The organism is Xanthobacter sp. YC-JY1, assembly GCF_021730305.1.
GTDB lineage: Bacteria > Pseudomonadota > Alphaproteobacteria > Rhizobiales > Xanthobacteraceae > Xanthobacter > Xanthobacter flavus.
In genome coordinates, this window is the sequence record NZ_CP032674.1 from 1,893,285 (window position 1) to 1,917,981 (window position 24,697).

The window sequence follows — 24,697 nt, forward strand, 5'->3', positions numbered from 1 at the left end:
GAACGCTTTTCGCGGCGGGGTGGATCGCCCGGACAAGCCGGGCGATGACGCGACGAGGGGCCGTTCGCCCGCCGAAGACGCGCGCGCAGACCAACCCTCGCAGGGGCGACCGCCTGCCTTACGCCTTGCGCACCCAGCGCCCGTTTTCGTCCTGCTGCCAGTAGGTGAGCTCGTTGCCCGGCACCGCCTTGGCCTCGCGCCACCGCTCGCGGGCCTTGGCCACCTGCTCGTCGTCGCGCCCGTCGAAGAGATGGACGACGCGCGCATAAGGCGAGGCATCGGCGAGCGGCACCGCATCCACCAGAAAGCGCACCTGGGCGCCGTTGGGGTTCGCCTCGGAGGTGGCGATCAGCACCGGCTGGCGCTCGGGCAGCGGCTGCGCCTCCGTGCCGTGGGGCAGGAAGGACGCCTCGCTATAGGTCCACAGATGGGAATCGAGCGCGTCCCGCCGCTCCGCCGACCCGCACTGCACCACACACCGCCAGCCGCGCTCCAGCGACTTCTCCAGCAGCATCGGCAGCACCTGCTCCAGAGGGCGGCGCTCAAGGTGGTAGAAGAGGATTTCTGTCATTGCGCGGAGGCTAGCACGCGGGGGCGGGAGCGTCCTGTCTCGTGGGGCGGTCGTCCTCCGGCTTGACCGGAGGACTTGTGGCACCGTTGGTCCCAGCCGTCAGCGGTTGGCGTCGGCGGGGAAGGGTGCCCTCCGGTCGAGCCGGAGGGGCCGGTGGTGAGAGAGGCAGCCCCCTCACCCCTCGTAGTGATCCTTCACCAGCTGGTCGAGCAGACGCACGCCCCAGCCCGAGCCCCAGCTCTTGTTGATGTCGCTCGCGGGCGAAGACATGGCCGTGCCGGCGACGTCGAGATGCGCCCACGGGGTCTTGTCCACGAAGCGGTGCAGGAACTGGGCGGCGGTGATGGAGCCGGCGTTGCGGCCGCCGGTGTTCTTCATGTCGGCGAACTTGGAATCGATCAGCTTGTCGTATTCCGGGCCGAGCGGCATGCGCCACACCCGTTCGCCGGTCTCCTGGCCGGCCTGGGTGAGGCGCGCCGAGAGCTCGTCGTCGTTGGAGAAGAGGCCGGCATATTCCGAGCCCAGCGCCACCAGGATCGCGCCGGTGAGGGTGGCGAGGTCGATCATGAACTTGGGCTTGAAGCGCTCCTTGGCGTACCAGAGCACGTCGCACAGCACGAGCCGGCCCTCGGCATCGGTGTTGATGATCTCGATGGTCTGGCCGGAGAGCGAGGTGACGATGTCGCCGGGGCGCTGGGCGGCGCCGTCGGGCATGTTCTCCACGAGGCCGATGAGGCCCACCGCGTTCACCTTCGCCTTGCGGGCGGCGAGCGCATACATGAGGCCGGTGACGCAGGCGGCGCCGCCCATGTCGCCCTTCATGTCTTCCATGCCGGCGGCCGGCTTGATGGAGATGCCGCCGGTGTCGAAGGTGACGCCCTTGCCGATGAAGGCGACGGGGGGCTCGTCCTTGGCGCCGCCGTTCCAGCGCATCACGACGACGCGGCTTTCCTTGATGGAGCCCTGGCCGACGCCGAGCAGCGCCTTGAGGCCGGCTTCCGCGAGGGCGGCATCGTCCAGCACCTCGATCTCGACGCCCACGCCGGATAGATGCTCCTCGGCGCGACGGGCGAATTCCGGCGGGTCGAGCACGTTGGCGGGCTCGTTCACCAGGTCGCGGGCGAACAGGACGCCGTCGCCCACCGCCTGCCGGGCGGCATAAGAGCGCTTGGTGCCGGCCTCGTCGGAGACGAGGAGGGTCACGGCGCGGGCGGTCGGCTCGGCGTCGTCCTTCTTCTTGGTCTTGTAGCGGTCGAAGCTGTAGCTGCGCAGCGAGATGCCCAGTGCCACCTCGGCGGCGGCGTCAGCGGAGATCTTGGTGCCGGGCAGATCGAGCACCACGCTCGCCTCGCGGGCGGAGGCGGGGAGCTTGCCGGCGATGAGGCCGCCGAGCTTCAGGAAGTCCTTGGGCTTGAGGTCCGCCGCCTTGCCCACCGAGATGACGATGAGGCGCGGCGCCTCGATGCCGGCGGGGGCGAGCAGGTCCAGCGCGCTCCAGGCCTTGCCCTTGAACTTCTCGGCGTCGAACGCGCGGGTCAGCGCCTTGTCCGCCCCCTTCACCAGCTTCTGCGCCTGCGTGCCGAAGGCGAGGCTTTCGTCGGTGAGCACCACGAGGACGCCCTTGGCGGCGGCGGTGAGCCGGGCGAACGAGACGGTGACGGGATCGGACATCAGGCGCTCCAGAAGCAGCGGGAGGGGCAGAATGGATTCAGAATATGCGTCGCCCTTGTCTAGCCCGGTCGGCGGACAGGGGGAACCGCCCTTGGCGTCACGGTGGTGCCGCCGCGCCCGAGCTTTCGGGGCTGGGGCTTAGATAGGTGCCGGGGCGCGGTTGTGAACCGTTGTGCCAAAAGAAAAGGGGGCGCCAGGCGCCCCCATTCCTCATCTTCCCGAAAGGAAAGCCTCACTCGGCGGCTTCGCCACCGGCGGCCGCGGCGGCCTTGTCGGCCTTCTCCTTGGCGCGCTCCTGGGCCTTCTGGCCGGGCTCGGCCTTCTTCGGGTTGTTGCGGGTTTCGCGCTTCAGCAGGCCGGCGGCGTCGAGGAAGCGGGCCACGCGGTCGGTGGGCTGGGCGCCCTTCTCGAGCCAGGCCTTCGCCTTCTCGGTGTCGAGCACCACGCGGGTCTCGGAATCCTTGGCGAGCAGCGGGTTGAAGGTGCCGATCTTCTCGATGAAGCGGCCATCGCGCGGGGCGCGGGCGTCGGCGACGACGATGCGGTAGTAGGGACGCTTCTTGGCGCCGCCGCGGGCGAGACGGATCTTGAGGGACATGGTCTTCTTCCTTTTTAAATCAGTGTCTTGATTGTCGTGTTCGGGTGATCGTCCGGTGTTTCCGGTATCGAAGTGACGGCTGTCGAGGAGGCGGCGTCACTTCTTCTTGCCGGGCCCTCCCACTCCGGGAAAGCCCTTCGGCAGGCCGGGGAGCCCGCCGGGGAATTTGGAGGGCAGGCCGCCGCCGGGCAGGCCGGGGAAGTTCGGCGGCAGGCCGCCGGGCGCGCCGGGGCCGCCCTTGCCCATCTTTTCCGCCATCTCCTGCAGCATCTCGGGCGAGGGGCCGCCGCCGCCGAAGCCCATCATGCCGGCGAGACCGGCGAGCGGGCCGCGCTTGCCGGCGGCGCCGCCGAGCGACTTCATCACGTCGGCCATCTGGCGGTGCATCTTCAGGAGGCGGTTGATCTCCTCCACCTTGGTGCCGGAACCGGCGGCGATGCGGCGCTTGCGCGAGGCGTCGAGCAGCTTGGGCGCGCGGCGCTCCTTGGGGGTCATCGAGTTGATGATGGCCACCTGCCGCTTGAACACCTTGTCGTCGAGATTGGCGTTGGCGATCTGGTTCTTCACCTTGGCGACGCCGGGCATGAGGCCCATGAGCCCGCCGAGGCCGCCCATCTTGGCCATCTGCTCCAGCTGGCCGCGCAGGTCGTCAAGGTCGAAGGTGCCCTTGCGCATGCGCTCGGCGGTGATCTTCGCCTTCTCGATGTCGATATTTTCGGCGGCCCGCTCCACCAGGGCGACGACGTCGCCCATGCCGAGGATGCGGCCGGCCACGCGATGGGGATCGAAATCCTCCAGCGCGTCCATCTTTTCGCCGGTGCCCAAGAGCTTGATGGGCTTGCCGGTGACGGCGCGCATGGAAAGCGCGGCGCCGCCGCGGCCATCGCCGTCGGCGCGGGTCAACACGATGCCGGTGAGGCCGACGCGGCCGTCGAAGGCCTTGGCGGTGTTCACCGCGTCCTGGCCGGTGAGGCTGTCGGCGACGAGCAGCACTTCGTGCGGGCCGGTGACGGCCTTCACCTCGGCCACCTCGGCCATCAACCCCTCATCGAGGGTGACGCGGCCGGCGGTGTCGAGCATCACCACGTCGTAGCCGCCGAGCTTCGCCGCCTCGATGGCGCGCTTGGCGATCTGCACGGCAGACTGGCCGGCGACGATGGGAAGGGTGGCGACCTCCACCTGCTTGCCCAGGGTGGCCAGCTGCTCCATGGCCGCCGGACGGCGGGTGTCGAGCGAGGCCATCAGCACCTTGCGCTTGCCGCGTTCGGTGAGGCGCTTGGCGATCTTGGCGGTGGAGGTGGTCTTGCCCGAGCCCTGCAGGCCGACCATCAGGATCGGCACCGGGGCGGGGGCGTTCAGGTCGATGGGGTCGGCGTCGGAGCCGAGGGTCGCCACGAGCTCGTCGTGGACGATCTTCACCACCATCTGGCCGGGGGTGACGGACTTGATGACCTCCACGCCCACGGCGCGCTGGCGCACGCGGTCGGTGAAGGACCGCACCACGTCCAGCGCCACGTCCGCCTCGATCAGCGCGCGGCGCACCTCGCGCATGGCCTCGCCGACGTCGGCCTCGGTGAGAGCGCCGCGCCGCTTCAGCTTGTCGAGTATGCCGCCGAGGCGGTCGGAAAGGGTATCGAACATGGGCACCCATGCGTTGAGGGTTCACACCGGACGGTTCTGATCTCCCGCGCTGCGCAGGACGAGATGACGCCGCATCAAGCCAACGCAAAGCACGCCCGAGGGCGCATCGCGCTGTCGGGCGGGGGCCTCCGGGCTCTCGGCCCGGTCGGCGGGATCGGCATGGCCGTCCGTGTGAAGCTGGGGCTGTTAGCAGGTTTGGGCCCGGGAGGCAAATGTGCCGCCGAAACGGGCAGGCGCGCGGCCGTGGCGCGCGCCCATCCTTCACCCACTCCGGGCGGTGAGGCAAGCAGCGCCCTGCAAGCGAAGTTTGCACCGAACGCCCCTACACGCTGTCATTGGGAGAGCGCATGTTTCCCTTAGCGCATCACGCGCGGGTCCGCCGGCCACCGGCGGGGAGGAAGCCATGCCCCAGACGCCTTCGACCGCTGACCCCGAAGCGAGCCAGATCGTTCCCTTTCCCGCCGATTTCCGCATCGCGGAGATCGCGACCAACGGCACCACCCTCCATGTCCGCACCGGCGGGCAGGGGCCGGCGGTGCTGCTCATCCACGGCTATGGCGAGACCGGCGACATGTGGGGCGCGCTCGCCAACGCATTGGCGCCGACCCATACCGTCGTGGTGCCGGACCTGCGCGGCATGGGCCTCTCGGCCAAGCCGGCGGGCGGCTACGACAAGAAGACCCAGGCCGCGGACATGGCCGGCGTGCTCGATGCCCTGGGCATCGAAACCGCGGCCCTCGTCACCCACGACATCGGCAACATGGTGGGCTTCGCTTTCGCCGCGCTCTACCGCGATCGGGTGACGAAGTTCGCCCTCATCGACGCGCCGCTCCCCGGCGTCGGGCCGTGGGACGAGATCCTGAAGAACCCGCTGCTCTGGCATTTCCGCTTCGGTGGGCCGGACATGGAGCGCCTCGTCGCCGGGCGCGAGCGCATCTATCTCGATCGATTCTGGAACGAGTTCTCCGCCGATCCCAGCCACTTCTCCGAGGCCGCGCGGGAGCATTACGCCGCGCTCTATGCCCAGCCCGGCGCCATGCATGCGGGCTTTGCCCAGTTCGCCGCCTTCGACCAGGACGCGGTCGACAATGTGGAATTCCTCACCCACGGCAAGCTCGCCATACCGGTGCTGGCGCTGGGCGGCGAGCATTCCTTCGGCCTCGGCATGGCCGAGGTAATGCGCTTCGCCGCCACCGACGTGACCGGCGACGTGGTGCCGGGCAGCGGCCACTGGATCATGGAGGAGAACCCCGCCGCCACCATCGCGCTGGTGACGGACTTCCTCGACGGGAAGTAGACGCCCGCTCAGGCCCGTCTCCCCCCTGCTCGGCGGTCGTGCTAAATCACGGCCGTCACAGGAGGTCAGCCCATGTCCGAGAACAACGAGTTCACGCGCTTTTTCGGCGGTTCGCCGGCCTGGGTGCTGGTGCGCCTCGTGCTGCTCTCGGTGGTGGTGGGCGTGATTCTGGCCGCCCTCGGGCTCGACCCGATGAACATTCTCAACAGCCTCCAGCGGCTCATCCGCAATCTGTTCAGCTTCAGCTTCGAGGCGGTGGAGCGCATGTGGCGCTATTTCCTCCTCGGCGCGGTCATCGTCATCCCGCTCTGGATCCTCATGCGCGTGTTCGGCCGGCGCTGAGGCCGTGTCGCTCGCCGCTGTCTCGGGGGGCGTAACGCACCGCCGCGTGCTCGCCATCGCGCTGCCCATGACGCTGGCGCACCTCACCACGCCTTTGCTGGGCGTGGTGGATGCGGCGGTGGTGGGCCGGCTCGGCAGCGCGTCCATGCTCGGCGGCGTGGCGCTCGCCGCCGTCATCTTCGACATGCTGTTCTGGGTGTTCGGCTTCCTGCGCATGGGCACGGTGGGCCTTGCCGCGCAGGCGCTCGGGCGGCGCGATGCGGTGGAGGAGCGGGCCGTGCTGGCGCGCGGGCTGCTGGTCGCCGGTGCGCTCGGCCTCCTGATCGTGCTCCTGCGCACGCCCATCGAGAGCGCGGCCTTGTCTCTGGCCGGGGCGAGCGACGAGGTGAATGCGGCGGTGCGCGACTATTATGCCGTCCGCATCTTCGCCGCGCCCTTCACGCTGGCGAACTATGTGGTGCTGGGCTGGCTGGTGGGTCTCGGCCGCACCGGGCGGGCGCTGGCGCTGCAGGTGGGCATCAACTTCCTCAATATGGTGCTGTCGGCCGCCCTCGTGCTCGGCGCCGGATGGGGCGTCGCCGGCTCGGCGGCGGGCACGCTGGTGGCCGAGATTGCTGGGGCAGTAGCGGGCCTTATCCTGTGCGGCGCGCTGCTGGGCGGGCGCCTCGGGGTGGCGAAGGCGGTGCTGCTGGACAAGGCGCGCCTGTCCCAGACTGTCATGCTCAATCGCGACATCATGATCCGCACCGCGGCGCTGATGTTCGCCTTCTCCTTCTTCGCCGCGCAGGGCGCGCGGGCCGGCGACGTGACGCTCGCCGCCAACGCCATCCTGCAGAACATGGTGATGGTCGCGGCCTATTTCCTCGATGGTTTCGCCACCGCCGCCGAGCAGATCTGCGGCTCCGCCGTGGGGGCCCGGCGCAAATCGGATTTCTCCGCCGGGGTGCGGCTGTCCATCGTGTGGGGATTTGCCTTCGCGGTGCTGGCGGGGGTGGTCTACCTCGTCACCGGCCCGGCCATCGTGGACGCCATGAGCACCAGCCTGGAGGTGCGGGCCGAGGCGCGCATCTATCTCCTCTACGCCGCTTTGCTGCCGGTGGCGGGCGTCACGGCCTATGCCTTCGACGGCGTCTATATCGGTGCGCTCTGGTCGCGCGACATGCGCAACCTGATGATCGCCTCCCTCGTCGTCTATCTCGCCGTGTTCCTGGCCCTGCGCCCGCTGGGCAATCACGGCCTGTGGCTGGCCATGCTGGCCTTCCTCCTCGCGCGCGGCGGTTTCCAGGCACTGCGACTGCCGACGCTCGTGCGGCGGACCTTCGGCTGAGGCCAAGCCCGCGCGGCGCTTGAAGCGTCACCCGCTCGGCATCGGTCGAAGACCAAAGCCGGTGGGATCAGTCCAGCTCAGGGAAGACGTGCGCCCCGTCCGCGCCCAGCGGCAGGTCGCGCACCCATGTCACGGCGGTGAGCGGCAGCGGCGCGTAAAGATGGGGGAAGAGGGCGCCGCCGCGCGAGGGTTCCCACTTCAGCGCCGCGCCCAGCGCCGCCGCCTCCACCGCCACCAGCTTCAGGTCGCTCTGGCCGGCGAAGTGCTTCGCCGCCGTCTCGCGCGCTTGGGCAGCGGTGGAGAAATGGATGTAGCCGTCCGCCACGTCCACCGGCGCCCCGGTAAACACGCCCGCCTGCTCGGCGGCGGCCCAAAAGGCGGCGGGGGCGATCTTGTAGATGAGGCTGGCGGCAGTCACGGGCGATGCTCCTCGGTGGATCGGCGACGCACATAGGGCGACACGAACGAAAGGGCAACTGCGCTCGCCTTATGGTTGCATACGGACTGAAGTCCTGTACAAATGGGGAACAAATTCTTATCGTCCATGCATCGGGGGGCGCGGCGTCGCGCGGGTGGCCCCGGTGCGCATCCGGATTCGCTGTCGAGGCCAAGGAACGTCGAGGCAAGGAACGTCTTTCCCATGCTGACCCACGGTAAGATCTGGCGTGCCGTCGACGAACTCGCCGAGCAGCACGGCCTGTCCACCTCCGGCCTCGCGCGGCGGGCGGGGCTCGATCCAACCACGTTCAACCGCTCCAAGCGCGTGACCATCGACGGCCGGCCGCGCTGGCCCTCCACCGAGAGCATCGCCAAGGCGCTCGCCGCCACCGGCACCAGCCCGGAACACTTCTTCTCCTTGCTGGACGCCTCCGATAGGCCGGCCCATGGCGGCGGCGCGGGCTTTGCCGAAGACGCACCCGCCCCCCCGACGCGGCCGCTCAATGCCATTCCGCAGATCGGCTTCGCCCAGGCCGGCTCAGGCGGCTTCTTCGACGATGCAGGCTTCCCGGTGGGCGCAGGCTGGGACGAGATCGTCTTTCCCGACGTCCACGATGCCCACGCTTATGCGCTGGAAATCGCCGGTGATTCCATGGAGCCGGTCTATCGCGACGGCGACGTGGTGGTGGTCTCCCCCGCCTCCGAGCCGCGCCGCGGCGACCGGGTAGTGCTGAAGACCAAGGAGGGCGAGGTGCTGGCCAAGGAGCTGGTGCGCAAGACCGCCCGCCACATCGAGCTGCGCTCCCTCAATCCCGCCCACGAGGACCGGCAGATTCCCCTCGATCAGGTGGACTGGATCGCCCGGATCGTGTGGGCGAGCCAGTAGGAGCGGGCCGGTTCCTCAAAAGATAAATGTACAATTCACTGCGATGACGATGAGCGGGATGGCGCAGAACATCGTCCACACGCAACCGAGAGCGATAAAGAACAGGGTGAACGAAGTCGGGATCGGAGAACCCAAACCGTAAATTTTTGGCCGATCACCGGTTCTTACAACGTGATCTGCTATTTTTTTGCTTTGCCGGTGAGCTAAAGCCGCTTGAACGCAGGCCCAGAGCGCCGCCAAGCTAACAATGACGAGCATGTTCCACGCGCCAACGCTTGCCTTGCGGCAATCGGCGCCATGGGCGTCTGGATCGAGATTCGACAGGATCAGGAGCGCGACGAGGCAGAGCGAGACGCTCGCCGCGGCTGCGGCCCAAGCCATGCGCTGGTAGACGACCGGCCGAAATGCGTCATCTCGATCGAACATCACCAGCGTCCCAAGTCTCAGGAATCAAGCGATCCTACCCCAGCAACGCCTCCAGCGTCTCCAGCCGGTCCGCCTCGCCCGGCGGCTTGTCCCATCTGAGGCGGGCGATGCGGGGGAAGCGCATGGCGATGCCGGAGCGGTGGCGGGTGGAGCGGGCGAGGCCCTCGAAGGCCACTTCCAGCACCAGCCCTTCGTCCTTTTCGTGCACCACCTCGCGCACCGGGCCGAAGCGGTTGATGGTGGCGCGGCGCACGAAGGCGTCGATCTGCTTCAATTCCTCGTCGGTGAAGCCGAAATAGGCCTTGCCCACCGGCACCAGCACGTCCTCGCCCTCGTCACCTATCGTCCACACCCCGAAGGTGTAGTCCGAATAGAAGGACGAGCGCTTGCCGTGGCCGCGCTGGGCATACATGAGCACCGCATCCACCGTGTGCGGATCGCGCTTCCACTTCCACCATGGCCCCTTGGGCCGGCCGGGGAGATAAGGGCTGTCGGCCCTTTTGATCATCACCCCTTCCACCGCCCCGGCATCCGCCCCTGCCCCGGCGGAGGCGGGGTCGCGGCGGGCGGCGGTCAGCTCCTCCCAGGTCGAGAAGGGCACCATGGGCGAGAGGTCGATGCGCGGGGTCTGGAGCCGGGCGACGAGCGCTTCCAGCCGGGCGCGGCGGGCGGCGAAAGACTGCTCGCGCAGATCGTCCGTGCCGTCCACGAGCAGGTCATAGGCGCGGATATGGGCGGGGAATTCCGCCAGCATCTTCACCGTCACCGTCTTCCGGTTCAGCCGCTGCTGGAGCACGTTGAACGGCTCCACGCGGCCATCGCGGACGATGAGCAATTCGCCGTCCATGGCGCCGTCGAAGGTGATGGCTTCCGCCATGTCTGGAAAGGCGTCGGAGATGTCCTCCCCGGTGCGCGAATAGAGCCGCACCACATGCACCCCGTCCGGGCCCGTGCCGGCCACCGCCTGCACGCGGATGCCGTCCCACTTCCATTCGGCGCTGAAAGCGGCCGGGTCGAGGGTGGTGAAGTCCGTTTCCTCGATGGCGTGGGCCAGCATCACCGGGCGGAACGGGGCGGGGTTGGAGGTCTCCGGCCGCGGCCCGCGCCCCTCCACCCAGGCGAACAGCTCCTCATAGGGCGGCTCAAGGCCGGGCCAGACCAGCTCCACCTCGTCGGGCGTCACCGCTCCAAGGCTCGCCACGGCTGTCTTGGCAAGGCGCGCTGAGGCGCCCACCCGCATGGAACCGGTGATGAGCTTCAGGAGCGCCCAGCGGCCGGTCTCGTCGAGGCCGTCCAGCCAGTCCGCCAGATGCCGGGGCAGGGACACCTTGGAGAAGGTGGAGAGGCCATGGACGATCTCGGACAGCAGCGGCGCGTGCGGCCGCGCGCCCTCCGGCCGGGGCCACATGAGCGCGACGGTCTCCGAGAGGTCGCCCACATAATCATAGGACATCTCGAACAGCACCGGGTCCGCCCGTTCGGCAATCAGCGTCCGCACGACGCCCGGCTTGGCATTGGCGAAGGACAGCGCCCCGGTGAGCGCCGCCAGCGCGAGTCCGCGCTCGGGGTCCGGCGTCGAGCGGAAATAGTCCGCCATGAGCCGGATCTTGGCATTGCGCCCGGCCTCATAGGACATGCGATCGAGCAGCGCGGCGAAGCGGTTCATGGGCGCCGGCCTTGTCCAACTGCGACCAACATCGCTCCCTGACGCGCCACCCTCTCCGCCGTCATGGCCCGGCTCGTCCGGGCCATCCACGCCTCCGCCGGAGGGGCGCCCGGAAGGGAGGCGGCGGACTTGCGGCGCGGTGGATCCCCCGGACGAGCCGGGGGATGACGGCTGGAGAGGGGCCGGCTCACCTCTGGCGTCAGGGGCAGTGCCGCCGGCCACTTGGTGGCCTGCCTCTCCGCCGTCATGGCCCGGCTTGTCCGGGCCATCCACGCCTCCGCCGGAGGGGCGCCCGGAAGGGAGGCGGCGGACTTGTGGCGCGGTGGATCCCCCGGACGAGCCGGGGGATGACGGTTGGAAAGATCGCGATCAAGGCCGGGCAATGTCATCGTACAGATCCAGCCAGTGCGGATTTTCACGTTCGATGAGATTCATTTTCCACTCGCGCGGCCATTTCTTCAGCCGTTTCTCACGTGTGATGGCCCCATAGGCCGTGTCATGCTGTTCGAAATAGACGAGCTGCTTGACGCCGTAGGTTTTCGTGAAGCCTTTTGCTTCTTCGCTGCGGTGTTCGAAAACTCTGCGCACGAGATCGTTCGTCATTCCGATGTAGAGCGTTCCATTGGGTTCGCTGGCGAGGATGTAGACGAAGAAGGCGGCGCTCATCCCCCCGCCTCCTTCTCCCCCTCCGGCGCCGGCACCACCGCCTCCTCGTCCTCCTCGCCGTAGCCCACCATGTGGAGGGGGCGGGCGCGGAGCTGGCGGGTGTGGGCCCAGTGGACGAGGGCGTCCTCGGCGCCGTGGGTCACCCACAATTCCTCGCAGCCGGTGGCGCGGATGGAGGCGCAGAGGCCGTCCCAGTCGGCGTGATCCGACACCACCAGCGGCAGTTCCACCCCCCGCTGCCGGGCGCGGGCCCGCACGCGCATCCAGCCGGAGGCGAAGCAGGTGATGGGATCGGCGAAGCGCCGCGCCCACAGGTCCGTCATGGAGGAGGGCGGGGCAATGACGATGGCCCCGGCGAAGGCGGATTTCGGCGCGCCCTTCACCGGCAGGATCTCGCCGAAATCCATGCCGCAGCTCGCATAGTACTCGGTGATGTTGACCAGCGCGCCATGCACGTAGATGGGCGCGTCGTGCCCCGCCCGGCGGATCAGCGCCATCATCCGCTGCGCCTTGCCAAGGGAGTAGGCGCCGACGATGTGGGTGCGCTCGGGGAAGATGCGCACCGAGGCGAGCAGCTTGTCCACCTCGCCCGCCGCCGGAGGATGGCGGAACACCGGCAGGCCGAACGTCGCCTCGCTGACGAAGACATGGCAGCGGATCGGCTCGAACGGCGCGCAGGTGGGGTCGGCGGCATCCTTGTAGTCGCCGGAGACGACGATCACGAGGCCGTCCTTCTCAAGCCGCACCTGCGCCGAGCCGAGCACATGGCCGGCGGGATGAAGGCTCACCTTCACCCCGTTGAGGATGATCTCCTCGCCATAGGCAAGCGCCTGCGTCGCCCCCGCGAAGCCCGGCCCCATGCGCAGGGCCATGATGTCCAGCGTCGCGCGGGTGGCGAGCACGTGGGCATGGCCGGCGCGGGCATGGTCCGAGTGGCCGTGCGTGATCACCGCCCGCGGCACGGCGCGGGTGGGGTCCACATAGAAGTCGCCGGCCGGGCTGTAGAGGCCCTTGGGCGAGGGGCAGATGAGGTCTTCCGGGCGCATCACTTTATCGGGCGGGTTCACCACTATATGGGGAGACTTGCGCGCCTGCGCGAGGTTCCCCAACTGCGAGATCGAGCTTGTCCGCTGCTGCCTTCGACACCTCCGGCGATCCCGTCCTCGACCGACGGCTCGACTGGGCGCGCGCCTTCCTGGCCGAAGCCGATTTCGCCGCCGCCGCCGAGCTTCTGGCCGAGACGGTAGAGGCGGCGCCGAATTTCGCCGCCGCCTGGTTCCTGCTCGGCGAGGCGCGGGAAGGGCAGGGCGAAGGCGAGGCCGCGCGGGAGGCCTATGGCCGGGCGCTGGCGCTCGATCCCGCCGACCGGCTGGGCGCAGGGCTGCGCCGCGCGAGGCTCGGCGGGGCGCCGGAAGGGGCGGAAGGCGTCATGTCGGCGGCCTATGTGCGCACCCTGTTCGATCAATATGCCGACCGCTTCGACACCGCTTTGCGCGAGAAGCTCGCCTATCGCGGCCCCGAGCTGCTGCTGGAAGCGGTGCGGGCCGGCTGCGATGCCCTCGGCCGGGAGCTGCGCTTCGGCGCGGCGCTGGATCTCGGCTGCGGCACGGGCCTCGCCGGCGTGCTGTTCGCGCCGCTGGTCGAGCGGCTCGACGGGGTGGACCTCTCCCCCGCCATGCTGGAGAAGGCGCGGGCCCTCGGCCTCTATGCCGCCCTCGAAGCTGGCGAGATGGGCGCGGCGCTGGGGGCGATGCCGGCCGGCGGCCTCGATCTGGTCATCGCCGCCGATGCGCTCTGCTATGTGGGCGATCTCGCCCCCATCTTCCACGCCGCCCGCGCCGCGCTGGCCCCGGGGGGCCTCTTCGCCTTCACGCTGGAGACCCATGAGGGCGAAGGCGTGCTGCTGCGCGAGACGCTGCGCTATGCCCACGCCGAGCAATATGTCCGCGCGCTGGCGCAGCATGTGGGGCTCGCCGTCGTCCTGCTGGAGCGGGCCTCCACCCGCTCGGAAAAAAGCGTGCCGGTGCCGGGCCTCGTGGGCGTGCTGGCGGCCGACTGAGGCCGCTTCAGCCTCTGGCGGCGTTCCGTCCCGACAGCAGGGTGATGGCGAGCGCCGCCACGCACAGGCTGAGGCCGGTGGCGCAGACGGCGGCCCAGCCGCCCCACACCCATGCCATGGTGGCCACGGCCGAGCCGAAGGCGCCGCCGAGGAACATGGTGCCCACCAGGATGGTGTTGAGGCGGGCGCGGGCGGCGGGCCTGAGCGCGAAGATGCGGTGCTGGTTGCCCACCAGCGCACTCTGGATGCCGAGGTCGATCAGCACCACGCCGACGCCCAGGCCGGCCAGTTGCGGCCACAGCGAGAAGAACAGCCACGCGGCGAGCGCCAGCACGGTGCCGAGCACCACCACGCTGGACGGTCCCCGCCGGTCGGTGAAGCGGCCGAACAGGGGCGCCGCGAGCACACCCACCAGCCCGAGGATGCCGAACAGGCCCGCCGCCTCCGCACCGAGGCCGAAGGGCGGCCCCTCCAGCCGGAAGGCGAGGATGGTCCAGAAGGCGATGAAAGAGGCGAAGATCAGCGCCTGCGTGATCGCCGCCCGCCGCAACGTCGGGAACTCCTTCCACAATCCGAAGAGCGAGGCCATCAGGCTGCCATAGCTCAGCGTGCCTTCCGGCTTGCTGCGCGGGAGCATGGCCGCCATGAGCGCGGCTGCCGCGAGCGCCATGGGCACCGCCAGCCAGAACATGGCGCGCCAGCCCGCATGGGCGGCGACGAAGCCGGCCAGGGTTCGGCTGAGCAGGATGCCGGCAAGAATGCCGGACAGCACGGTGCCCACCGTCGCCCCGCGTTTCTCCGGCGGCGCCAGATGGGCGGCGAAGGGCACGATCTGCTGCGCCACCGTGGAGCCGAGGCCGAGCAGGAGAGACGCGGCGAGCAGCGCCAGCGCGCCCTGCGCCAGAGCAGAGAGGGCGGCGGCCGCGGCCACGGCGACGAAATGCACCACGATGAGCCGCCGCCGCTCCATCTGGTCGGCCAGGGGCACCAGCAGGAACAGGCCCGCGGCATAGCCGAGCTGCGTCACGGTGGGCACCAGCGGCGTAAGCGGGCCAGGCAGGTCCGCCTCCATCACCGCCAGCATGGGCTGGTTGTAATAGATGTTCGCCACGGCGATCCCGGCGGCGGCGGCCATGGCGAAGATGCGGGCGAAGCCCAGCTGGTTCGGGCTCGGGGCAGAAGCAGACATGAATGGTCTCTGGCCGGGGCGGCCGGGGCAGGGCGACAGAGCGTGGGGAGGCAGGCAGGGTGCCCGATGCCCGGTCTTTCGGGGATGAGTTGCGGCGCAACATAGCCCACGCCCGCAAGGCAGGCGAGTTGCGCCCGCGCGCAGCCGCTCTCCGGGCCACGCGCCCGGTGCAGACCTGAAATCCCGCGCGAAACCCCGTCCCCGGGGACGCCGACCGCTCCCCTCAGGCCACCGGCAGGGAGAAGGGCTCGCCCTCGAAGGCGTCGGCGCCGCGGCCGATAGAGTGAATGGCGGCAACCATCCGTCCCTCCCGCTTCAGCGCCGCATCGGCGAGGGAGACGATGCGCGGGTTGGGCGTCGCGGTGGGCGAGGCATGGCGCAGGCGCTGGGCCAGCTCCATCTCGTCGCGATCCGGCAGCAGCGCGCAGAGCGTGGCATAGGCCGCCGCCGTGGAGCGCGAGATGCCGGCATAGCAATGGATCACCAGCGGCGTCTGCCGCGGCCAGGCGCGCACGAACTCGAACAGCTCGAGCATGTGGGCCTCGCCCGGGGCAACCAGGCCCTCGATCTCCTCCGCGATGTCGTTGATGCCGAGGAAGAGGTGGTTGGTGGGGTCGACGTTGCTCGGCCGGGTCAGCACCGTGCCGCCATTGATGAGGGTGATGACATGCCGCGCGCCGGTCTGTTCCACCGTTTCGTGCAGCTTGGCGAGGGAGCAGACATGGATCATGGCGCAAGCTCCTCGAATCTCTTGAGGAAACGGGCTTTCGCCGTTTCCGCCTCCCAGGGGGTGAGATAATCCTTTTCCACCCCAGCGTCGAGGCGGGCCGGGCGGCCGAAAAAGGCCTTGGCCTCTTCCTCCGCGAATCCCGCCAGCCGCGTTGACTCGAAATAGGCCGAGGCGCGGTCCGCCGCCTTGACGATCTTCAAAAGTTGATCGGGCCAGCCCACCGGCAGCGAGAAACGCACGCAGATGGCACTGAGGAGGCGCGCCTCCACCGCCTTGTAGTCGCCGCCCAGCACCGCCTTGAAGGGGGAGATCATGTCGCCGATGACGTATTCCGGTGCGTCGTGCAGCAGCACGCACAGGCGCCAGCGGGCGTCGAGATCCGGATGGGTGCGGCGGGAAATTTTCTCGACCAGCAGGGAATGCTGCGCCACCGAGAAGATGTTGGCGCCGGAGGTCTGGCCGTTCCAGCGCGCCACGCGGGCGAGGCCGTGGGCGATGTCCTCGATCTCCACGTCGAGGGGGGAGGGGTCGAGCAGATCGAGCCGGCGGCCGGAGAGCATGCGCTGCCATGCGCGCGGCGCGGCGCGGCGGGGGGCGGTCTTTGCAACGGGTTTGGCAATAGGTTTGGCGGGGACGTCAGGCTCAGTCACGAATCGCGTGCTCCTCGGATCGGGGAAAGGTAAGCTCCGGCCGAAACCTCACAAGCCGCCCGTCACGGCTCCGGCTGCCTAGCCTCGCCCGAGACCCTTCATGTCCGATACCCATGAGAGCGAAACGGCCGTTCCCCCGCGGGTGGAGGTGCGCCCGACGCTTGCCGCCAGCGCCGCCGTGTTCCGCGGCCCCCTCGTGCTGCTCGCCCGCCGCGCCGCCAATCCCGGCGCCGGGCTGTGGAGCCTGCCGGGCGGACGGGTGGAGCCGGGCGAGACGGTGGCCGAGGCCGCCATGCGTGAATTGATGGAAGAGGTGGGGGTCGAGGCCGAGATCGTCGGCCTCGCCGCCGCCCGGGACATCATCGTCCGCAACCGCGAGGGGGAGCTGAAGGCCCATTTCGTGGTGCTCGCCCATGCCGCCCGCTGGCGCGGCGGGGAGCCCATGCCGGGCGAAGAGGCGGCGGAGGTGGGCTGGTTCCGGCCCAACGAGGTCGCCGGCCTCACCACCACCGAGGGGCTTGCCGAGGTGGTGGCCAAGGCCGCGCTCCTGATGGGCGAGATGTGAGCCGCGGGTTCGCCGCCCCCTTGACCGCGGACGGCGGGCGCCGCAGGAGTGGCGGCGGAACCATGCTGATGCGCGCGCCCTCTCGTCTCCTCGCCCTTCTTCTCGCCTGCGGCCTCGTGCTCGCCGGCCCCGCATCGTCCCGCGCCGCCGGGCCGACGGAAGGCGCCGCGCCGCCCTATGACGGCGACCTGATGCGGCTCGCGGAGATTCTCGGCGCCCTGCATTACCTGCGGCCCCTGTGCGGCGTCACCGCCGAGGCGCAGCGCTGGCGCAACGAGATGCAGGCGCTCATCGACACCGAGCAGCCCTCGGATGCCCGCCGCGCCAAGATTATCGCCAGCTTCAACCGCGGCTATTCCAGCTATGCCGAGGTCTATCGCAGCTGCACGCCGGCCGCGCGCGTGGCGGTGGATCGCCAGCTCGACGAGGGCGGGCGGCTCACTCACGAAATCGTGGTGCGGTATGGGGGGAATTGACCCCTTCTGTGTTAACCTTTTGGTCAGAACTCGCCTGAATCCCCCAGCGTGAAGTGCTAGATATCCGGTGCGCCGTTCGGTTCTGCGGCGCGGAGGCAGCCCATCGTGTCCACCTTGACCAACCCCGTCATCGACCTGCCCGAAATCTCGGACATGGCCGCCGATGACCGTCACGCCGCCCTGACCTATCTGAACGATGCGTGGGTCGAGGCCGTGCGCGAAGGGCTGGACGAGGACTGCCTGGTGCAGGCCGCGCTCTTCACCGCCCTGCGCAGCCTCGTCGCCACCTATGGCGAGGCCGCCAGCTCCGAATATGTCGCGCGCGTCGCCGAGCGCGTCGCCGCCGGCGAATACACCGTGGTCAGCCGCTCGCACTGAGCGCTGCGACGAGCCCCCCTCGTCGCTTTTCTCTTCGTCGCATTCCTCCCGCCGGGCGTTCTCGCGAACGTCCGGTTTTTCTTGTGCGCCGGCTCAAAAGAAAACCGGCGCCCCGAAGGGCGCCGGCTTGGTCTTGGTTTCGCTTTCACCGCCGTCATCCCCCGGCTTGTCCGGTGGATCCACGGAGCGGCCGGGCCGGATCATTGATGTCGATGCCGGTCCGTCGGCGGGGTGGATGCCCCGGACAAGCCGGGGCATGACAGCATAGAGGAAGTGTCCTCAGGCCGCGTCGCGCTTGTTCTGGCGGTTGCTGATGAGGTCTTCCACCACGCCGGGATCGGCCAGCGTCGAGGTGTCGCCGAGGCTCTCGAACTGGTCTTCCGCGATCTTGCGCAGGATGCGGCGCATGATCTTGCCCGAGCGGGTCTTGGGCAGGCCCGGCGCGAACTGGATGAGGTCGGGCGAGGCGATGGGGCCGATCTCCCGGCGCACCCAAGCCACCAGTTCCTTGCGCAGCTCCTCGGTGGGCTCCACGCCGTCCATCAGGGTGACATAGGCATAGATGCCCTGGCCCTTGATGTCGTGCGGGAAGCCGACCACGGCGGCCTCGGACACCTTCGGATGGGCGACGAGGGCGCTTTCCACCTCCGCCGTGCCCATGCGGTGGCCGGAGACGTTGATGACGTCGTCCACGCGGCCGGTGATCCAGTAGAAGCCGTCCGCGTCGCGGCGGCAGCCGTCGCCGGTGAAGTACTTGCCGGGATAGGTGGAGAAGTAGGTCTGCTCGAAGCGCTCATGGTCGCCATAAACCGTGCGCATCTGGCCCGGCCACGAGTCGGCGATCACGAGGTTGCCCTCGCAGGCGCCCTCCTGCACCGCGCCCGCCGCATCCACCACTTCCGGCTGGACGCCGAAGAAGGGACGGGTGGCCGAGCCGGGCTTGAGCTTGGTGGCGCCGGGCAGCGGGGTGATGAGGATGCCGCCGGTCTCGGTCTGCCACCAGGTATCGACGATGGGGCAACGGCCCTCGCCGACCACGTGGTAATACCACTCCCAGGCTTCCGGATTGATGGGCTCGCCCACCGAGCCGAGCAGGCGGAGGGAGGCGCGCGAGGTGCGCTTGACCGGCTCCTCGCCCGCCTGCATCAGCGAGCGGATGGCGGTGGGGGCGGTGTAGAAGATCGACACCTGGTGCTTGTCGATCACGTCCCAGAAGCGGGACACGCTCGGATAGTTCGGGATGCCCTCGAACATCAGCGTGGTGGCGCCGTTCGCGAGCGGGCCATAGACGATGTAGGAGTGGCCCGTGACCCAGCCCACGTCAGCGGTGCACCAGTAGATGTCGCCGGGGTGATAGTCGAACACGTACTGATGCGTCATGGACGCATAGACGAGATAGCCGCCGGTGGTGTGCAGCACGCCCTTCGGCTTGCCGGTGGAGCCGGAGGTGTAGAGGATGAACAGCGGATCTTCCGCATTCATCGGCTCGGCCGGGCATTCGTCCGTCACCATGGCGGCGGCTTCGTCGTAATAGACGTCGCGGCCGGGGGTCATGTCCACCTTGCCGCCGGTGCGGCGCACCACGATCACGTGGTCCACGCCGCCGTCGATCTGGTTCACCGCCGCGTCCACATTGGCCTTCAGCGGCACCTTGCGGCCGCCGCGCAGGCCCTCGTCGGCGGTGATGACGACCTTGGAGCCGCAGTCGGCGATGCGCCCGCCGAGGCTGTCCGGCGAAAAGCCGCCGAACACGATGGAGTGAATGGCGCCGAGCCGCGCGCAGGCGAGCATGGCGAACGCCGCCTCGGGGATCATCGGCAGGTAAATGGTGACACGATCACCCTTCTCCACGCCGCGGTTGCGCAGGATGTTGGCGAGCTTGTTCACCTCGGAGGAAAGCTCGCGATAGGTGATCTTGCGGCTCTCGTCGGGGCTGTCGCCCTCCCAGATGATGGCCACCTGGTCGCCGCGGGTCTCGAGGTGCCGGTCCACGCAGTTGTAGGCGACGTTGGTCACGCCGTCCTCGAACCACTTGATGGAGACGTGGCCCGGATCATACGAAGTGTTCTTCACCTTCGTGTAGGGCGTGAACCAGTCGATCCGCTTGCCGTGCTCGCCCCAGAAGGCGTTCGGGTCGTTGACCGAGGCGGCATACATGGACTGGTAGTGCGCGTCGTCCACATAGGCTTTCTGGGCCCACTGGGACGGAACGTCATAGACCTTGTCGGACATTCTTCTGCCTCCCTCGCGCGGACCGCTTCGTCCGCTGTCCATCATTCACGGCGGTACCCGCCTTGGTTGGGGCGGATTATGCTGAGCGCCTCGACGCTTCACAAGGCACCGCCGGTCAAGACTTTGGGCTCATAGCCCTTGGTTGGTCTCCGGGGTGCGCTCCCCCGTTCGGCCTCGCATGGATCCACACCGGCGCACCGCCAAGGCCGCGCGCGATGCCGCAGCCGGCGCGGCTCCCGCGATCGGCCCGCGGGGCGTATAGACAACCGCCCGCGATGCGCCGCAGAAAACGCCCGACAGGATACACCCGATGGACCTCTGGACCCGTCTTCTCGTCCTTCTTGCCGGCCTTTTCGGTGCGGCCGGTGTCGCGTCCGCGGCTGCTGCGGCCCATGTGGGCGGGGGCACCAACCTCGAAACCGCGTCGCACTTCCTGCTGTTCAACGCCGCGACTTTGGCGGCGCTGGTCGCTCTTGCCCTCCAACTCACGCGCGGCGGCGTGCTGCTGAAGGTGGGGGCGAGCACCATCGCGCTCGGCACGCTCCTCTTTTCGGGCGATCTCGCCGCGAGGGCCTTGATGGACGTCAAGCTCCTGGGCGGCAGTGCGCCATTTGGCGGCAGCCTCATGATCCTCGGCTGGCTGATGGTGGCCGCGACCGCGCTTCTCGCCCGGCGGCACTGAGCCGGTTCGGCGTCACAACCTGCGGGCGGCGACGCGGGCCTCCGCCCAGCCGATCAGGGTGTCGAGACGATCGCCCCCACCCAGCATGAGGCTGACCGGCAGCTGGGCGATGTTGGCGGTGACGGTGAATTCCGGGCCCAGTCGCACGAAGTCCTTCTGCGTCGTCACCAGCCGCGCGCCGAGGCGCCGGGCCTCGCCCGCGAGATGGGCCATCTCCTCGGGGCGATAGGGGTGATGGTCCGGAAAGGCGTGGCGCCCGACCAAATTGAGCCCTTCCGCCTCCAGCGTGGCGAAGAACTTCTCCGGTCGCCCGATGCCGGCGAAGGCCACGAGCGGCCTGCCGCGCAGCGCCGCGATGGCGGACGCCTCGGGCGCGAGGTACCCGCTGAGCACGGGCAGGTCTGCCGCGCGGGCCGCACCGGCCACCACCGCGCCGGGGGCGCCATCGCCGATCACCAGCACCGCGTCCGCCTTGGCCAGTTGCGGGGCGAGCGGCGCACGCAGGGGGCCGGATGGCGTGACGCAGCCATTTCCGACGCCGACGCCCCCGTCGATCACCAGCAGCGTGCAGTCCTTGTGCAGGGAGGGATTCTGGAAGCCGTCGTCCATCACCACATGGGTCGCGCCGGCCTTCACTGCCAGTTGCGCTCCGCCCAGCCGGTCGCCGCCGGCGACGATGGTCGGGGCATGGCGGGCGAGCAGCAGGGCCTCGTCGCCCACTTCGGAGGCGGTGTGGTGGGCAGGATCGACCCGCAGGGGCGCCTTCGCCTCGCCGCCATGGCCGCGCAGCAGCGCGAAGGGCTGCGCGCCGCGCGCCTTGAGCCGCTCGATGAGGGCGATGGCGGTGGGGGTCTTGCCCGCGCCGCCCACCGTGGGATTGCCGATGCAGATCACCGGCACGTCCACCATGCCGCCGGCCTGCCCCAGCCGGCGCAGGGCCACGCCGCCGATGATGGCGGCGATAGGCGAAAGCAGGGCGGCGGCTAGGCCCGGCCGGTCGCGCCACCAGAAGGCGGGCGCGTGCAGCATCAGCGGGCCTGCAGGCGGATGTGGACGAGATAGGGTTCGATGGCGACCAGCGTGCGGTCCAGCGCGCCGCCCAGCGACGTCACCGCCGCGTGGGCCGCATCCGCCATCTCGCCATGCAGCTGCGGGTCCTTGATGAGGGCATAGGCGGCGCGGGCGATGCCCAGCGCGTCGGTGACCTCCGCCGCGCCCTCATCCGCATCGAGCCGCTCGTAGATGTTGGCGAAGTTCCACACATGGGGGCCGTGCAGCACCACCGCGCCGAGCTTCGCCGGCTCGATGGGGTTCTGCCCGCCATGCTCCACCAGCGAGCCGCCCATGAAGACCACCGGTGCCATGCGATAGAACAGGCCCAGCTCGCCGATGGTGTCGGCGATGTAGATGTCGGTCTCGCGGTCCGGCAACTCGCCGAGGCTGCGCTGACGGGTGGCGAGGTCCGCCGCCTGGGCGAGCGCCGCCACATCCAGCCCGCGCTCGGGATGGCGGGGGGCGATGACGGTGACCAGCTCCGGGATCTTGGAGGTCAGGATCTCGTGCGCTTCCAGGATCAGCGCCTCCTCGCCCTCATGGGTGGAGGCGGCGAGCAGGATCGGCCGCTTGCCGAGCGCCTTGTCGAGCCGCTGGAGCTCCGCCGGGTCGGCGGAGGGGGGCGGCACGTCGAATTTCAAATTGCCGCAGACTTCCACCCGCGGCGTGCCCAGCGCCCGGAAGCGCGCGCCGTCCTCCTCGCTCTGGGCGAGGCACAGGTCCACGCGGGAGAGCAGCGCCCGCGCGCTCTTGGGCAGCTTCTTCCAGCGGTTGGCGGAGCGCTCGGACAGCCGGCCGTTGACCAGCACGACGGGCGTGCCGCGCCGGCCCAGCTCCGCGAGCAGGTTCGGCCACAGCTCGGATTCGGCGAGCAGCACGAGGTCCGGCGACCAGTGGTCGAGGAAGCGGGCGACGAAGGAGCGGGCGTCCAGCGGCACGAACTGATGGATGACGCCGGGGGGCGCCCGCCGTTCGGCCACGCGGCTGGAGGTGAGCGTGCCGGAGGTGAGCAGCACGCGGAAGCCGCGCTGGCTCAGCCGCTCGATCAGCGGCAGGACGGAGATGACCTCGCCGACGCTGGCGCCATGCACCCACACCAGCGGGCCCGGGGGGCGCTCGGTGCTGGCATAGCCGCGCCGCTCGGACAGGCGCGCCGGATCTTCCTTGCCCTTGCGGACGCGATAGGAGAGCCACGCCGGCGCCAGCAGCGCCGCCACGGAACTCGCCCGCCGGTAGGCCCGGAGGGTGAGAGGCAGCTTGCGCCCCTTCATGCCCGCGCCTTCATCGACGCGACGTCCGCGCGGCCAGCGCCTCGGCCCGGCGGGTGACGTCCTCAAGGCTGGCCTGCACCTGGTCACGGGCGGCGATGAGGCCGGCCTCGTCCACGTCGCGGTCGACCCAGATCGGCGCGCCAGCGACGGCCGCGCCCTTCCCGAACGGCAGGTTCAGGCTCGCGCGGTCCCAGCTCTTCAGGGTGATGCGATTACGGGTCGCCATGGCGACCGGGATGATAGGGCGTCCCGAGTAGCGTGCAATGGTAACGACGCCCATGCCGACCTTGCGGGCGATCTTGGGCACGTCGGCGGTCATCGCCACGTTGATGCCTTCCGCAAGGGTATCCAGCATCTGATAGGTGGCGGAGACCGCCCCCTTGCGGTGGAAGTCGCGCTTGGAGGTGGCGCCGGAGCCGCGAATGGTTCCGACGCCGAGCTTCTCGGCGGCGATGGCGTTGATCTCCGCATCCGCATGGCGGGAGATCAGCACCTTGGCCTTGTGGTGGGGCTTCATGGCGAACGGCGTGAGGAAATGCTGGCCGTGCCAGAAGGTGACGATCACCGGCAGGTGCTCGTCGATGGCCTCGAAGACGTCGGGCGGTTCGACGACGAAATCGGTCGTATGCGCCACCAGCTTGAAATAGGACGCAAACGTCGTTCCCGCTGCCACCTTGAAGGCGCGGTTTGTCCTCAGTCGCCGCCACATCTATGGTTTGCCCACTGTTGTTGCGTCCCGCATCTGGTGCGGGACGAGGAACCCGAACTTCACCCGCCCTGAACCTTGCCGGTTTCCGGATCGAGGAGGCGGTGGAGGTGTACCACGAAGTAGCGCATCATGGCGTTGTCCACCGTCTGCTGCGCCTTTGCCTTCCAGGCCGCCGTCGCGCTGGCATAGTCGGGATAAATGCCGACGATGTCGAGCTTGGTCAGATCCTTGAACTCGGAGCTGTCGATCGCGGTGAGCTCCCCGCCGAAAACCAGGTGGGGCAACTGCTTCTTCGTCTCAGTCATGGCGTATCCAATGCGGCTTTGAAAGAAACGGGTGCGCCCATCGCCTCAAGTGCGGCCTGGTGCAAGGGTGCGCCGGCGCAGACGAGGGGGGCGTGGCTGGGAACCGGCGCATTGTAGCGCAGCGCCATGCCGTCGTGGCCGGTGAGGCGGCCCTGCGCCTCGCTCACCACGAGATCGGCGGCGGCCAGATCCCAGTCATTGGAATTGCCGCCGGCGAGGGCGACATCGATCTCGCCGGTGGCGACCCGCGCGAGGCGCAGCGCCAAAGAGCGGATGCGCGGCAGGCGCTCGATGCGGGCGGCGCGGGCGATGCGGTCGAGATCGGCCGGCGGGCCGGCGACCCGGGCGCCTTCTAGCCGCGCGCGGGCGTCGATGGCGAGGGGGTGGCCGTTGCGGAAGGCGCCGGCGCCGGCCATGGCGGTGAACATCTCGTCTGTGACCGGGGCGAACAAGGCGGCGGCCACCGGCCGTCCCTCCACCACCAGCGCCACGGACACTGCCCAGTCGCTGCCGGCCGCCATGAAGGCGCGGGTGCCGTCGATGGGGTCCACCACCCACAAGCGCTGGGCGGAGAGGCGCGCGGGCGTGTCGGCCGATTCCTCGGAGAGCCAGCCGGCGGCGGGATCAAGCGCCGTCAGGTGCTGCCGCAGGAAGGCGTCCACCGCCATGTCGGCCTCGGTGACCGGGGAATCGTTGCCCTTGGTCCAGGTCTTCACGCCGGCCGCGAACATGCTACGCGCCATCTCGCCGGCCTCGGCCACCGTATCGACCATACGGCGGGCGAAGGCATCATCGATGGCGGACCGGGGATGATCCCCGCCGCCGGCGCGCGTCGGTTCGGTGCTCATTGCCCTGCCAAATAGGGGCGC

At 69.4% G+C, this 24,697-nt stretch carries 27 protein-coding genes; 9 read left to right on the forward strand and 18 right to left on the reverse strand.

Annotation, left to right across the window (positions count from 1 at the left end; translation table 11 throughout):
- Positions 1–118: 118 nt before the first annotated feature.
- The 4 genes from D7006_RS08855 to ffh form a co-directional block, all read right to left on the reverse strand.
- Positions 119–571 (reverse strand): DNA polymerase III subunit chi, encoded by a 453-nt coding sequence (locus tag D7006_RS08855; protein WP_169121304.1) that lies wholly within the window; start codon positions 569–571, stop codon positions 119–121.
- A gap of 174 nt (positions 572–745) precedes the next feature.
- A complete protein-coding gene (locus D7006_RS08860; RefSeq protein WP_237356323.1) occupies positions 746–2,242 on the reverse strand; it encodes a leucyl aminopeptidase in 1,497 nt (498 codons plus the stop codon).
- Positions 2,243–2,474: 232 nt separating this feature from the next.
- Positions 2,475–2,840 carry a 30S ribosomal protein S16 gene (rpsP, locus tag D7006_RS08865; RefSeq protein ID WP_169121302.1) on the reverse strand — a complete coding sequence of 122 codons (366 nt, stop codon included), beginning with the start codon at positions 2,838–2,840 and terminating at the stop codon, positions 2,475–2,477.
- 96 nt (positions 2,841–2,936) lie between these two features.
- Positions 2,937–4,481, reverse strand: coding sequence for a signal recognition particle protein (gene ffh / locus D7006_RS08870; RefSeq protein WP_237356324.1), 1,545 nt, complete (start codon positions 4,479–4,481; stop codon positions 2,937–2,939).
- Positions 4,482–4,884: 403 nt separating this feature from the next.
- On the opposite strand from ffh, the gene D7006_RS08875 reads away from it, so the two are divergent.
- The 3 genes from D7006_RS08875 to D7006_RS08885 all read left to right on the forward strand — a co-directional run bounded on the left by D7006_RS08875 (position 4,885) and on the right by D7006_RS08885 (position 7,447).
- Complete coding sequence (locus D7006_RS08875; protein WP_237356325.1) at positions 4,885–5,778, forward strand: alpha/beta fold hydrolase; 894 nt, start codon at positions 4,885–4,887, stop codon at positions 5,776–5,778.
- 72 nt (positions 5,779–5,850) lie between these two features.
- Positions 5,851–6,120, forward strand: a complete 270-nt coding sequence (locus tag D7006_RS08880; RefSeq protein ID WP_237356326.1) for a DUF6460 domain-containing protein — start codon at positions 5,851–5,853, stop codon at positions 6,118–6,120.
- Positions 6,121–6,124: 4 nt separating this feature from the next.
- Positions 6,125–7,447, forward strand: a complete 1,323-nt coding sequence (locus D7006_RS08885) for an MATE family efflux transporter (RefSeq protein WP_237356327.1) — start codon at positions 6,125–6,127, stop codon at positions 7,445–7,447.
- 67 nt (positions 7,448–7,514) lie between these two features.
- Here the strand turns inward: D7006_RS08885 and D7006_RS08890 are convergent, their stop codons facing one another.
- Complete coding sequence (locus D7006_RS08890; RefSeq protein ID WP_237356328.1) at positions 7,515–7,865, reverse strand: DUF952 domain-containing protein; 351 nt, start codon at positions 7,863–7,865, stop codon at positions 7,515–7,517.
- 222 nt (positions 7,866–8,087) lie between these two features.
- Here D7006_RS08890 and D7006_RS08895 point away from each other — a divergent pair, with 222 nt between their 5' ends.
- Entirely contained in the window at positions 8,088–8,771 is a 684-nt protein-coding gene (locus D7006_RS08895) for a helix-turn-helix transcriptional regulator (RefSeq protein ID WP_237356329.1), read from the forward strand.
- 15 nt (positions 8,772–8,786) lie between these two features.
- Here D7006_RS08895 and D7006_RS08900 read toward each other — a convergent pair whose 3' ends face one another.
- The 4 genes from D7006_RS08900 to D7006_RS08915 form a co-directional block, all read right to left on the reverse strand.
- A complete protein-coding gene (locus D7006_RS08900) occupies positions 8,787–9,197 on the reverse strand; it encodes a hypothetical protein (RefSeq protein ID WP_237356330.1) in 411 nt (136 codons plus the stop codon).
- 34 nt (positions 9,198–9,231) lie between these two features.
- Entirely contained in the window at positions 9,232–10,863 is a 1,632-nt protein-coding gene (locus D7006_RS08905) for a cisplatin damage response ATP-dependent DNA ligase (protein WP_237356331.1), read from the reverse strand.
- A gap of 369 nt (positions 10,864–11,232) precedes the next feature.
- Entirely contained in the window at positions 11,233–11,529 is a 297-nt protein-coding gene (locus D7006_RS08910) for a GIY-YIG nuclease family protein (protein ID WP_229645777.1), read from the reverse strand.
- Positions 11,526–12,575, reverse strand: a complete 1,050-nt coding sequence (locus D7006_RS08915) for a ligase-associated DNA damage response exonuclease (protein ID WP_237356332.1) — start codon at positions 12,573–12,575, stop codon at positions 11,526–11,528. Before D7006_RS08915 ends, D7006_RS08910 begins: the two co-directional genes overlap by 4 nt.
- A 77-nt stretch (positions 12,576–12,652) precedes the next feature.
- Here D7006_RS08915 and D7006_RS08920 point away from each other — a divergent pair, with 77 nt between their 5' ends.
- A complete protein-coding gene (locus D7006_RS08920; protein ID WP_237356333.1) occupies positions 12,653–13,588 on the forward strand; it encodes a methyltransferase domain-containing protein in 936 nt (311 codons plus the stop codon).
- Between the two features lie 7 nt (positions 13,589–13,595).
- Here the strand turns inward: D7006_RS08920 and D7006_RS08925 are convergent, their stop codons facing one another.
- The 3 genes from D7006_RS08925 to D7006_RS08935 form a co-directional block, all read right to left on the reverse strand.
- Complete coding sequence (locus tag D7006_RS08925; RefSeq protein ID WP_237356334.1) at positions 13,596–14,777, reverse strand: MFS transporter; 1,182 nt, start codon at positions 14,775–14,777, stop codon at positions 13,596–13,598.
- 223 nt (positions 14,778–15,000) lie between these two features.
- On the reverse strand, positions 15,001–15,507 hold the full coding sequence (locus tag D7006_RS08930; protein WP_237356335.1) for a tyrosine phosphatase family protein: 507 nt from the start codon (positions 15,505–15,507) through the stop codon (positions 15,001–15,003).
- On the reverse strand, positions 15,504–16,067 hold the full coding sequence (locus D7006_RS08935) for an HD family hydrolase (protein WP_237356884.1): 564 nt from the start codon (positions 16,065–16,067) through the stop codon (positions 15,504–15,506). The genes D7006_RS08930 and D7006_RS08935 overlap by 4 nt, the downstream gene beginning before the upstream one ends.
- A gap of 190 nt (positions 16,068–16,257) precedes the next feature.
- Between D7006_RS08935 and D7006_RS08940 the strand changes: the two genes are divergently transcribed.
- From D7006_RS08940 to D7006_RS08950, 3 genes are all read left to right on the forward strand, one after another.
- Positions 16,258–16,722, forward strand: a complete 465-nt coding sequence (locus D7006_RS08940) for an NUDIX hydrolase (RefSeq protein ID WP_229645781.1) — start codon at positions 16,258–16,260, stop codon at positions 16,720–16,722.
- A gap of 68 nt (positions 16,723–16,790) precedes the next feature.
- Positions 16,791–17,198 (forward strand): TIGR02301 family protein, encoded by a 408-nt coding sequence (locus D7006_RS08945; protein WP_309298285.1) that lies wholly within the window; start codon positions 16,791–16,793, stop codon positions 17,196–17,198.
- A gap of 105 nt (positions 17,199–17,303) precedes the next feature.
- On the forward strand, positions 17,304–17,576 hold the full coding sequence (locus D7006_RS08950) for a hypothetical protein (RefSeq protein WP_229645783.1): 273 nt from the start codon (positions 17,304–17,306) through the stop codon (positions 17,574–17,576).
- A gap of 279 nt (positions 17,577–17,855) precedes the next feature.
- Here the strand turns inward: D7006_RS08950 and acs are convergent, their stop codons facing one another.
- On the reverse strand, positions 17,856–19,808 hold the full coding sequence (acs, locus tag D7006_RS08955) for an acetate--CoA ligase (protein ID WP_237356337.1): 1,953 nt from the start codon (positions 19,806–19,808) through the stop codon (positions 17,856–17,858).
- A gap of 310 nt (positions 19,809–20,118) precedes the next feature.
- Between acs and D7006_RS08960 the strand changes: the two genes are divergently transcribed.
- Entirely contained in the window at positions 20,119–20,490 is a 372-nt protein-coding gene (locus tag D7006_RS08960) for a DUF423 domain-containing protein (protein ID WP_229645785.1), read from the forward strand.
- A gap of 12 nt (positions 20,491–20,502) precedes the next feature.
- On the opposite strand, the gene lpxK is transcribed toward D7006_RS08960, so the two are convergent.
- Genes lpxK through D7006_RS08985 form a run of 5 tightly spaced genes read right to left on the reverse strand, consistent with a single transcriptional unit; the run spans position 20,503 to position 24,676 of the window.
- Complete coding sequence (gene lpxK / locus D7006_RS08965) at positions 20,503–21,516, reverse strand: tetraacyldisaccharide 4'-kinase (RefSeq protein WP_371745110.1); 1,014 nt, start codon at positions 21,514–21,516, stop codon at positions 20,503–20,505.
- A 2-nt stretch (positions 21,517–21,518) separates the two neighbouring features.
- A complete protein-coding gene (locus tag D7006_RS08970; protein WP_169121289.1) occupies positions 21,519–22,814 on the reverse strand; it encodes a 3-deoxy-D-manno-octulosonic acid transferase in 1,296 nt (431 codons plus the stop codon).
- 10 nt (positions 22,815–22,824) lie between these two features.
- On the reverse strand, positions 22,825–23,523 hold the full coding sequence (locus tag D7006_RS08975) for a lysophospholipid acyltransferase family protein (protein WP_169121288.1): 699 nt from the start codon (positions 23,521–23,523) through the stop codon (positions 22,825–22,827).
- Between the two features lie 59 nt (positions 23,524–23,582).
- Positions 23,583–23,828, reverse strand: coding sequence for a DUF4170 domain-containing protein (locus D7006_RS08980; RefSeq protein ID WP_237356339.1), 246 nt, complete (start codon positions 23,826–23,828; stop codon positions 23,583–23,585).
- The gene (locus tag D7006_RS08985) at positions 23,825–24,676 is read right to left on the reverse strand and encodes a 3'(2'),5'-bisphosphate nucleotidase CysQ (protein ID WP_237356340.1); all 852 of its coding nucleotides are present in this window, start codon (positions 24,674–24,676) and stop codon (positions 23,825–23,827) included. The genes D7006_RS08980 and D7006_RS08985 overlap by 4 nt, the downstream gene beginning before the upstream one ends.
- Between the last annotated feature and the right edge of the window lie 21 nt (positions 24,677–24,697).

Bases quoted from the DNA above. Each gene is read 5' to 3' on its own strand.
- D7006_RS08855 (WP_169121304.1), bottom strand. From the start codon at position 571: ATGACAGAAATCCTCTTCTACCACCTTGAGCGCCGCCCTCTGGAGCAG.
- D7006_RS08860 (WP_237356323.1), bottom strand. From the start codon at position 2,242: ATGTCCGATCCCGTCACCGTCTCGTTCGCCCGGCTCACCGCCGCCGCC.
- rpsP (WP_169121302.1), bottom strand. From the start codon at position 2,840: ATGTCCCTCAAGATCCGTCTCGCCCGCGGCGGCGCCAAGAAGCGTCCC.
- ffh (WP_237356324.1), bottom strand. From the start codon at position 4,481: ATGTTCGATACCCTTTCCGACCGCCTCGGCGGCATACTCGACAAGCTG.
- D7006_RS08875 (WP_237356325.1), top strand. From the start codon at position 4,885: ATGCCCCAGACGCCTTCGACCGCTGACCCCGAAGCGAGCCAGATCGTT.
- D7006_RS08880 (WP_237356326.1), top strand. From the start codon at position 5,851: ATGTCCGAGAACAACGAGTTCACGCGCTTTTTCGGCGGTTCGCCGGCC.
- D7006_RS08895 (WP_237356329.1), top strand. From the start codon at position 8,088: ATGCTGACCCACGGTAAGATCTGGCGTGCCGTCGACGAACTCGCCGAG.
- D7006_RS08900 (WP_237356330.1), bottom strand. From the start codon at position 9,197: ATGTTCGATCGAGATGACGCATTTCGGCCGGTCGTCTACCAGCGCATG.
- D7006_RS08905 (WP_237356331.1), bottom strand. From the start codon at position 10,863: ATGAACCGCTTCGCCGCGCTGCTCGATCGCATGTCCTATGAGGCCGGG.
- D7006_RS08910 (WP_229645777.1), bottom strand. From the start codon at position 11,529: ATGAGCGCCGCCTTCTTCGTCTACATCCTCGCCAGCGAACCCAATGGA.
- D7006_RS08915 (WP_237356332.1), bottom strand. From the start codon at position 12,575: ATGCGCCCGGAAGACCTCATCTGCCCCTCGCCCAAGGGCCTCTACAGC.
- D7006_RS08925 (WP_237356334.1), bottom strand. From the start codon at position 14,777: ATGTCTGCTTCTGCCCCGAGCCCGAACCAGCTGGGCTTCGCCCGCATC.
- D7006_RS08930 (WP_237356335.1), bottom strand. From the start codon at position 15,507: ATGATCCATGTCTGCTCCCTCGCCAAGCTGCACGAAACGGTGGAACAG.
- D7006_RS08935 (WP_237356884.1), bottom strand. From the start codon at position 16,067: ATGCTCTCCGGCCGCCGGCTCGATCTGCTCGACCCCTCCCCCCTCGAC.
- D7006_RS08940 (WP_229645781.1), top strand. From the start codon at position 16,258: ATGTCCGATACCCATGAGAGCGAAACGGCCGTTCCCCCGCGGGTGGAG.
- D7006_RS08945 (WP_309298285.1), top strand. From the start codon at position 16,791: ATGCGCGCGCCCTCTCGTCTCCTCGCCCTTCTTCTCGCCTGCGGCCTC.
- acs (WP_237356337.1), bottom strand. From the start codon at position 19,808: ATGTCCGACAAGGTCTATGACGTTCCGTCCCAGTGGGCCCAGAAAGCC.
- D7006_RS08960 (WP_229645785.1), top strand. From the start codon at position 20,119: ATGGACCTCTGGACCCGTCTTCTCGTCCTTCTTGCCGGCCTTTTCGGT.
- D7006_RS08970 (WP_169121289.1), bottom strand. From the start codon at position 22,814: ATGAAGGGGCGCAAGCTGCCTCTCACCCTCCGGGCCTACCGGCGGGCG.
- D7006_RS08975 (WP_169121288.1), bottom strand. From the start codon at position 23,523: ATGTGGCGGCGACTGAGGACAAACCGCGCCTTCAAGGTGGCAGCGGGA.
- D7006_RS08980 (WP_237356339.1), bottom strand. From the start codon at position 23,828: ATGACTGAGACGAAGAAGCAGTTGCCCCACCTGGTTTTCGGCGGGGAG.
- D7006_RS08985 (WP_237356340.1), bottom strand. From the start codon at position 24,676: ATGAGCACCGAACCGACGCGCGCCGGCGGCGGGGATCATCCCCGGTCC.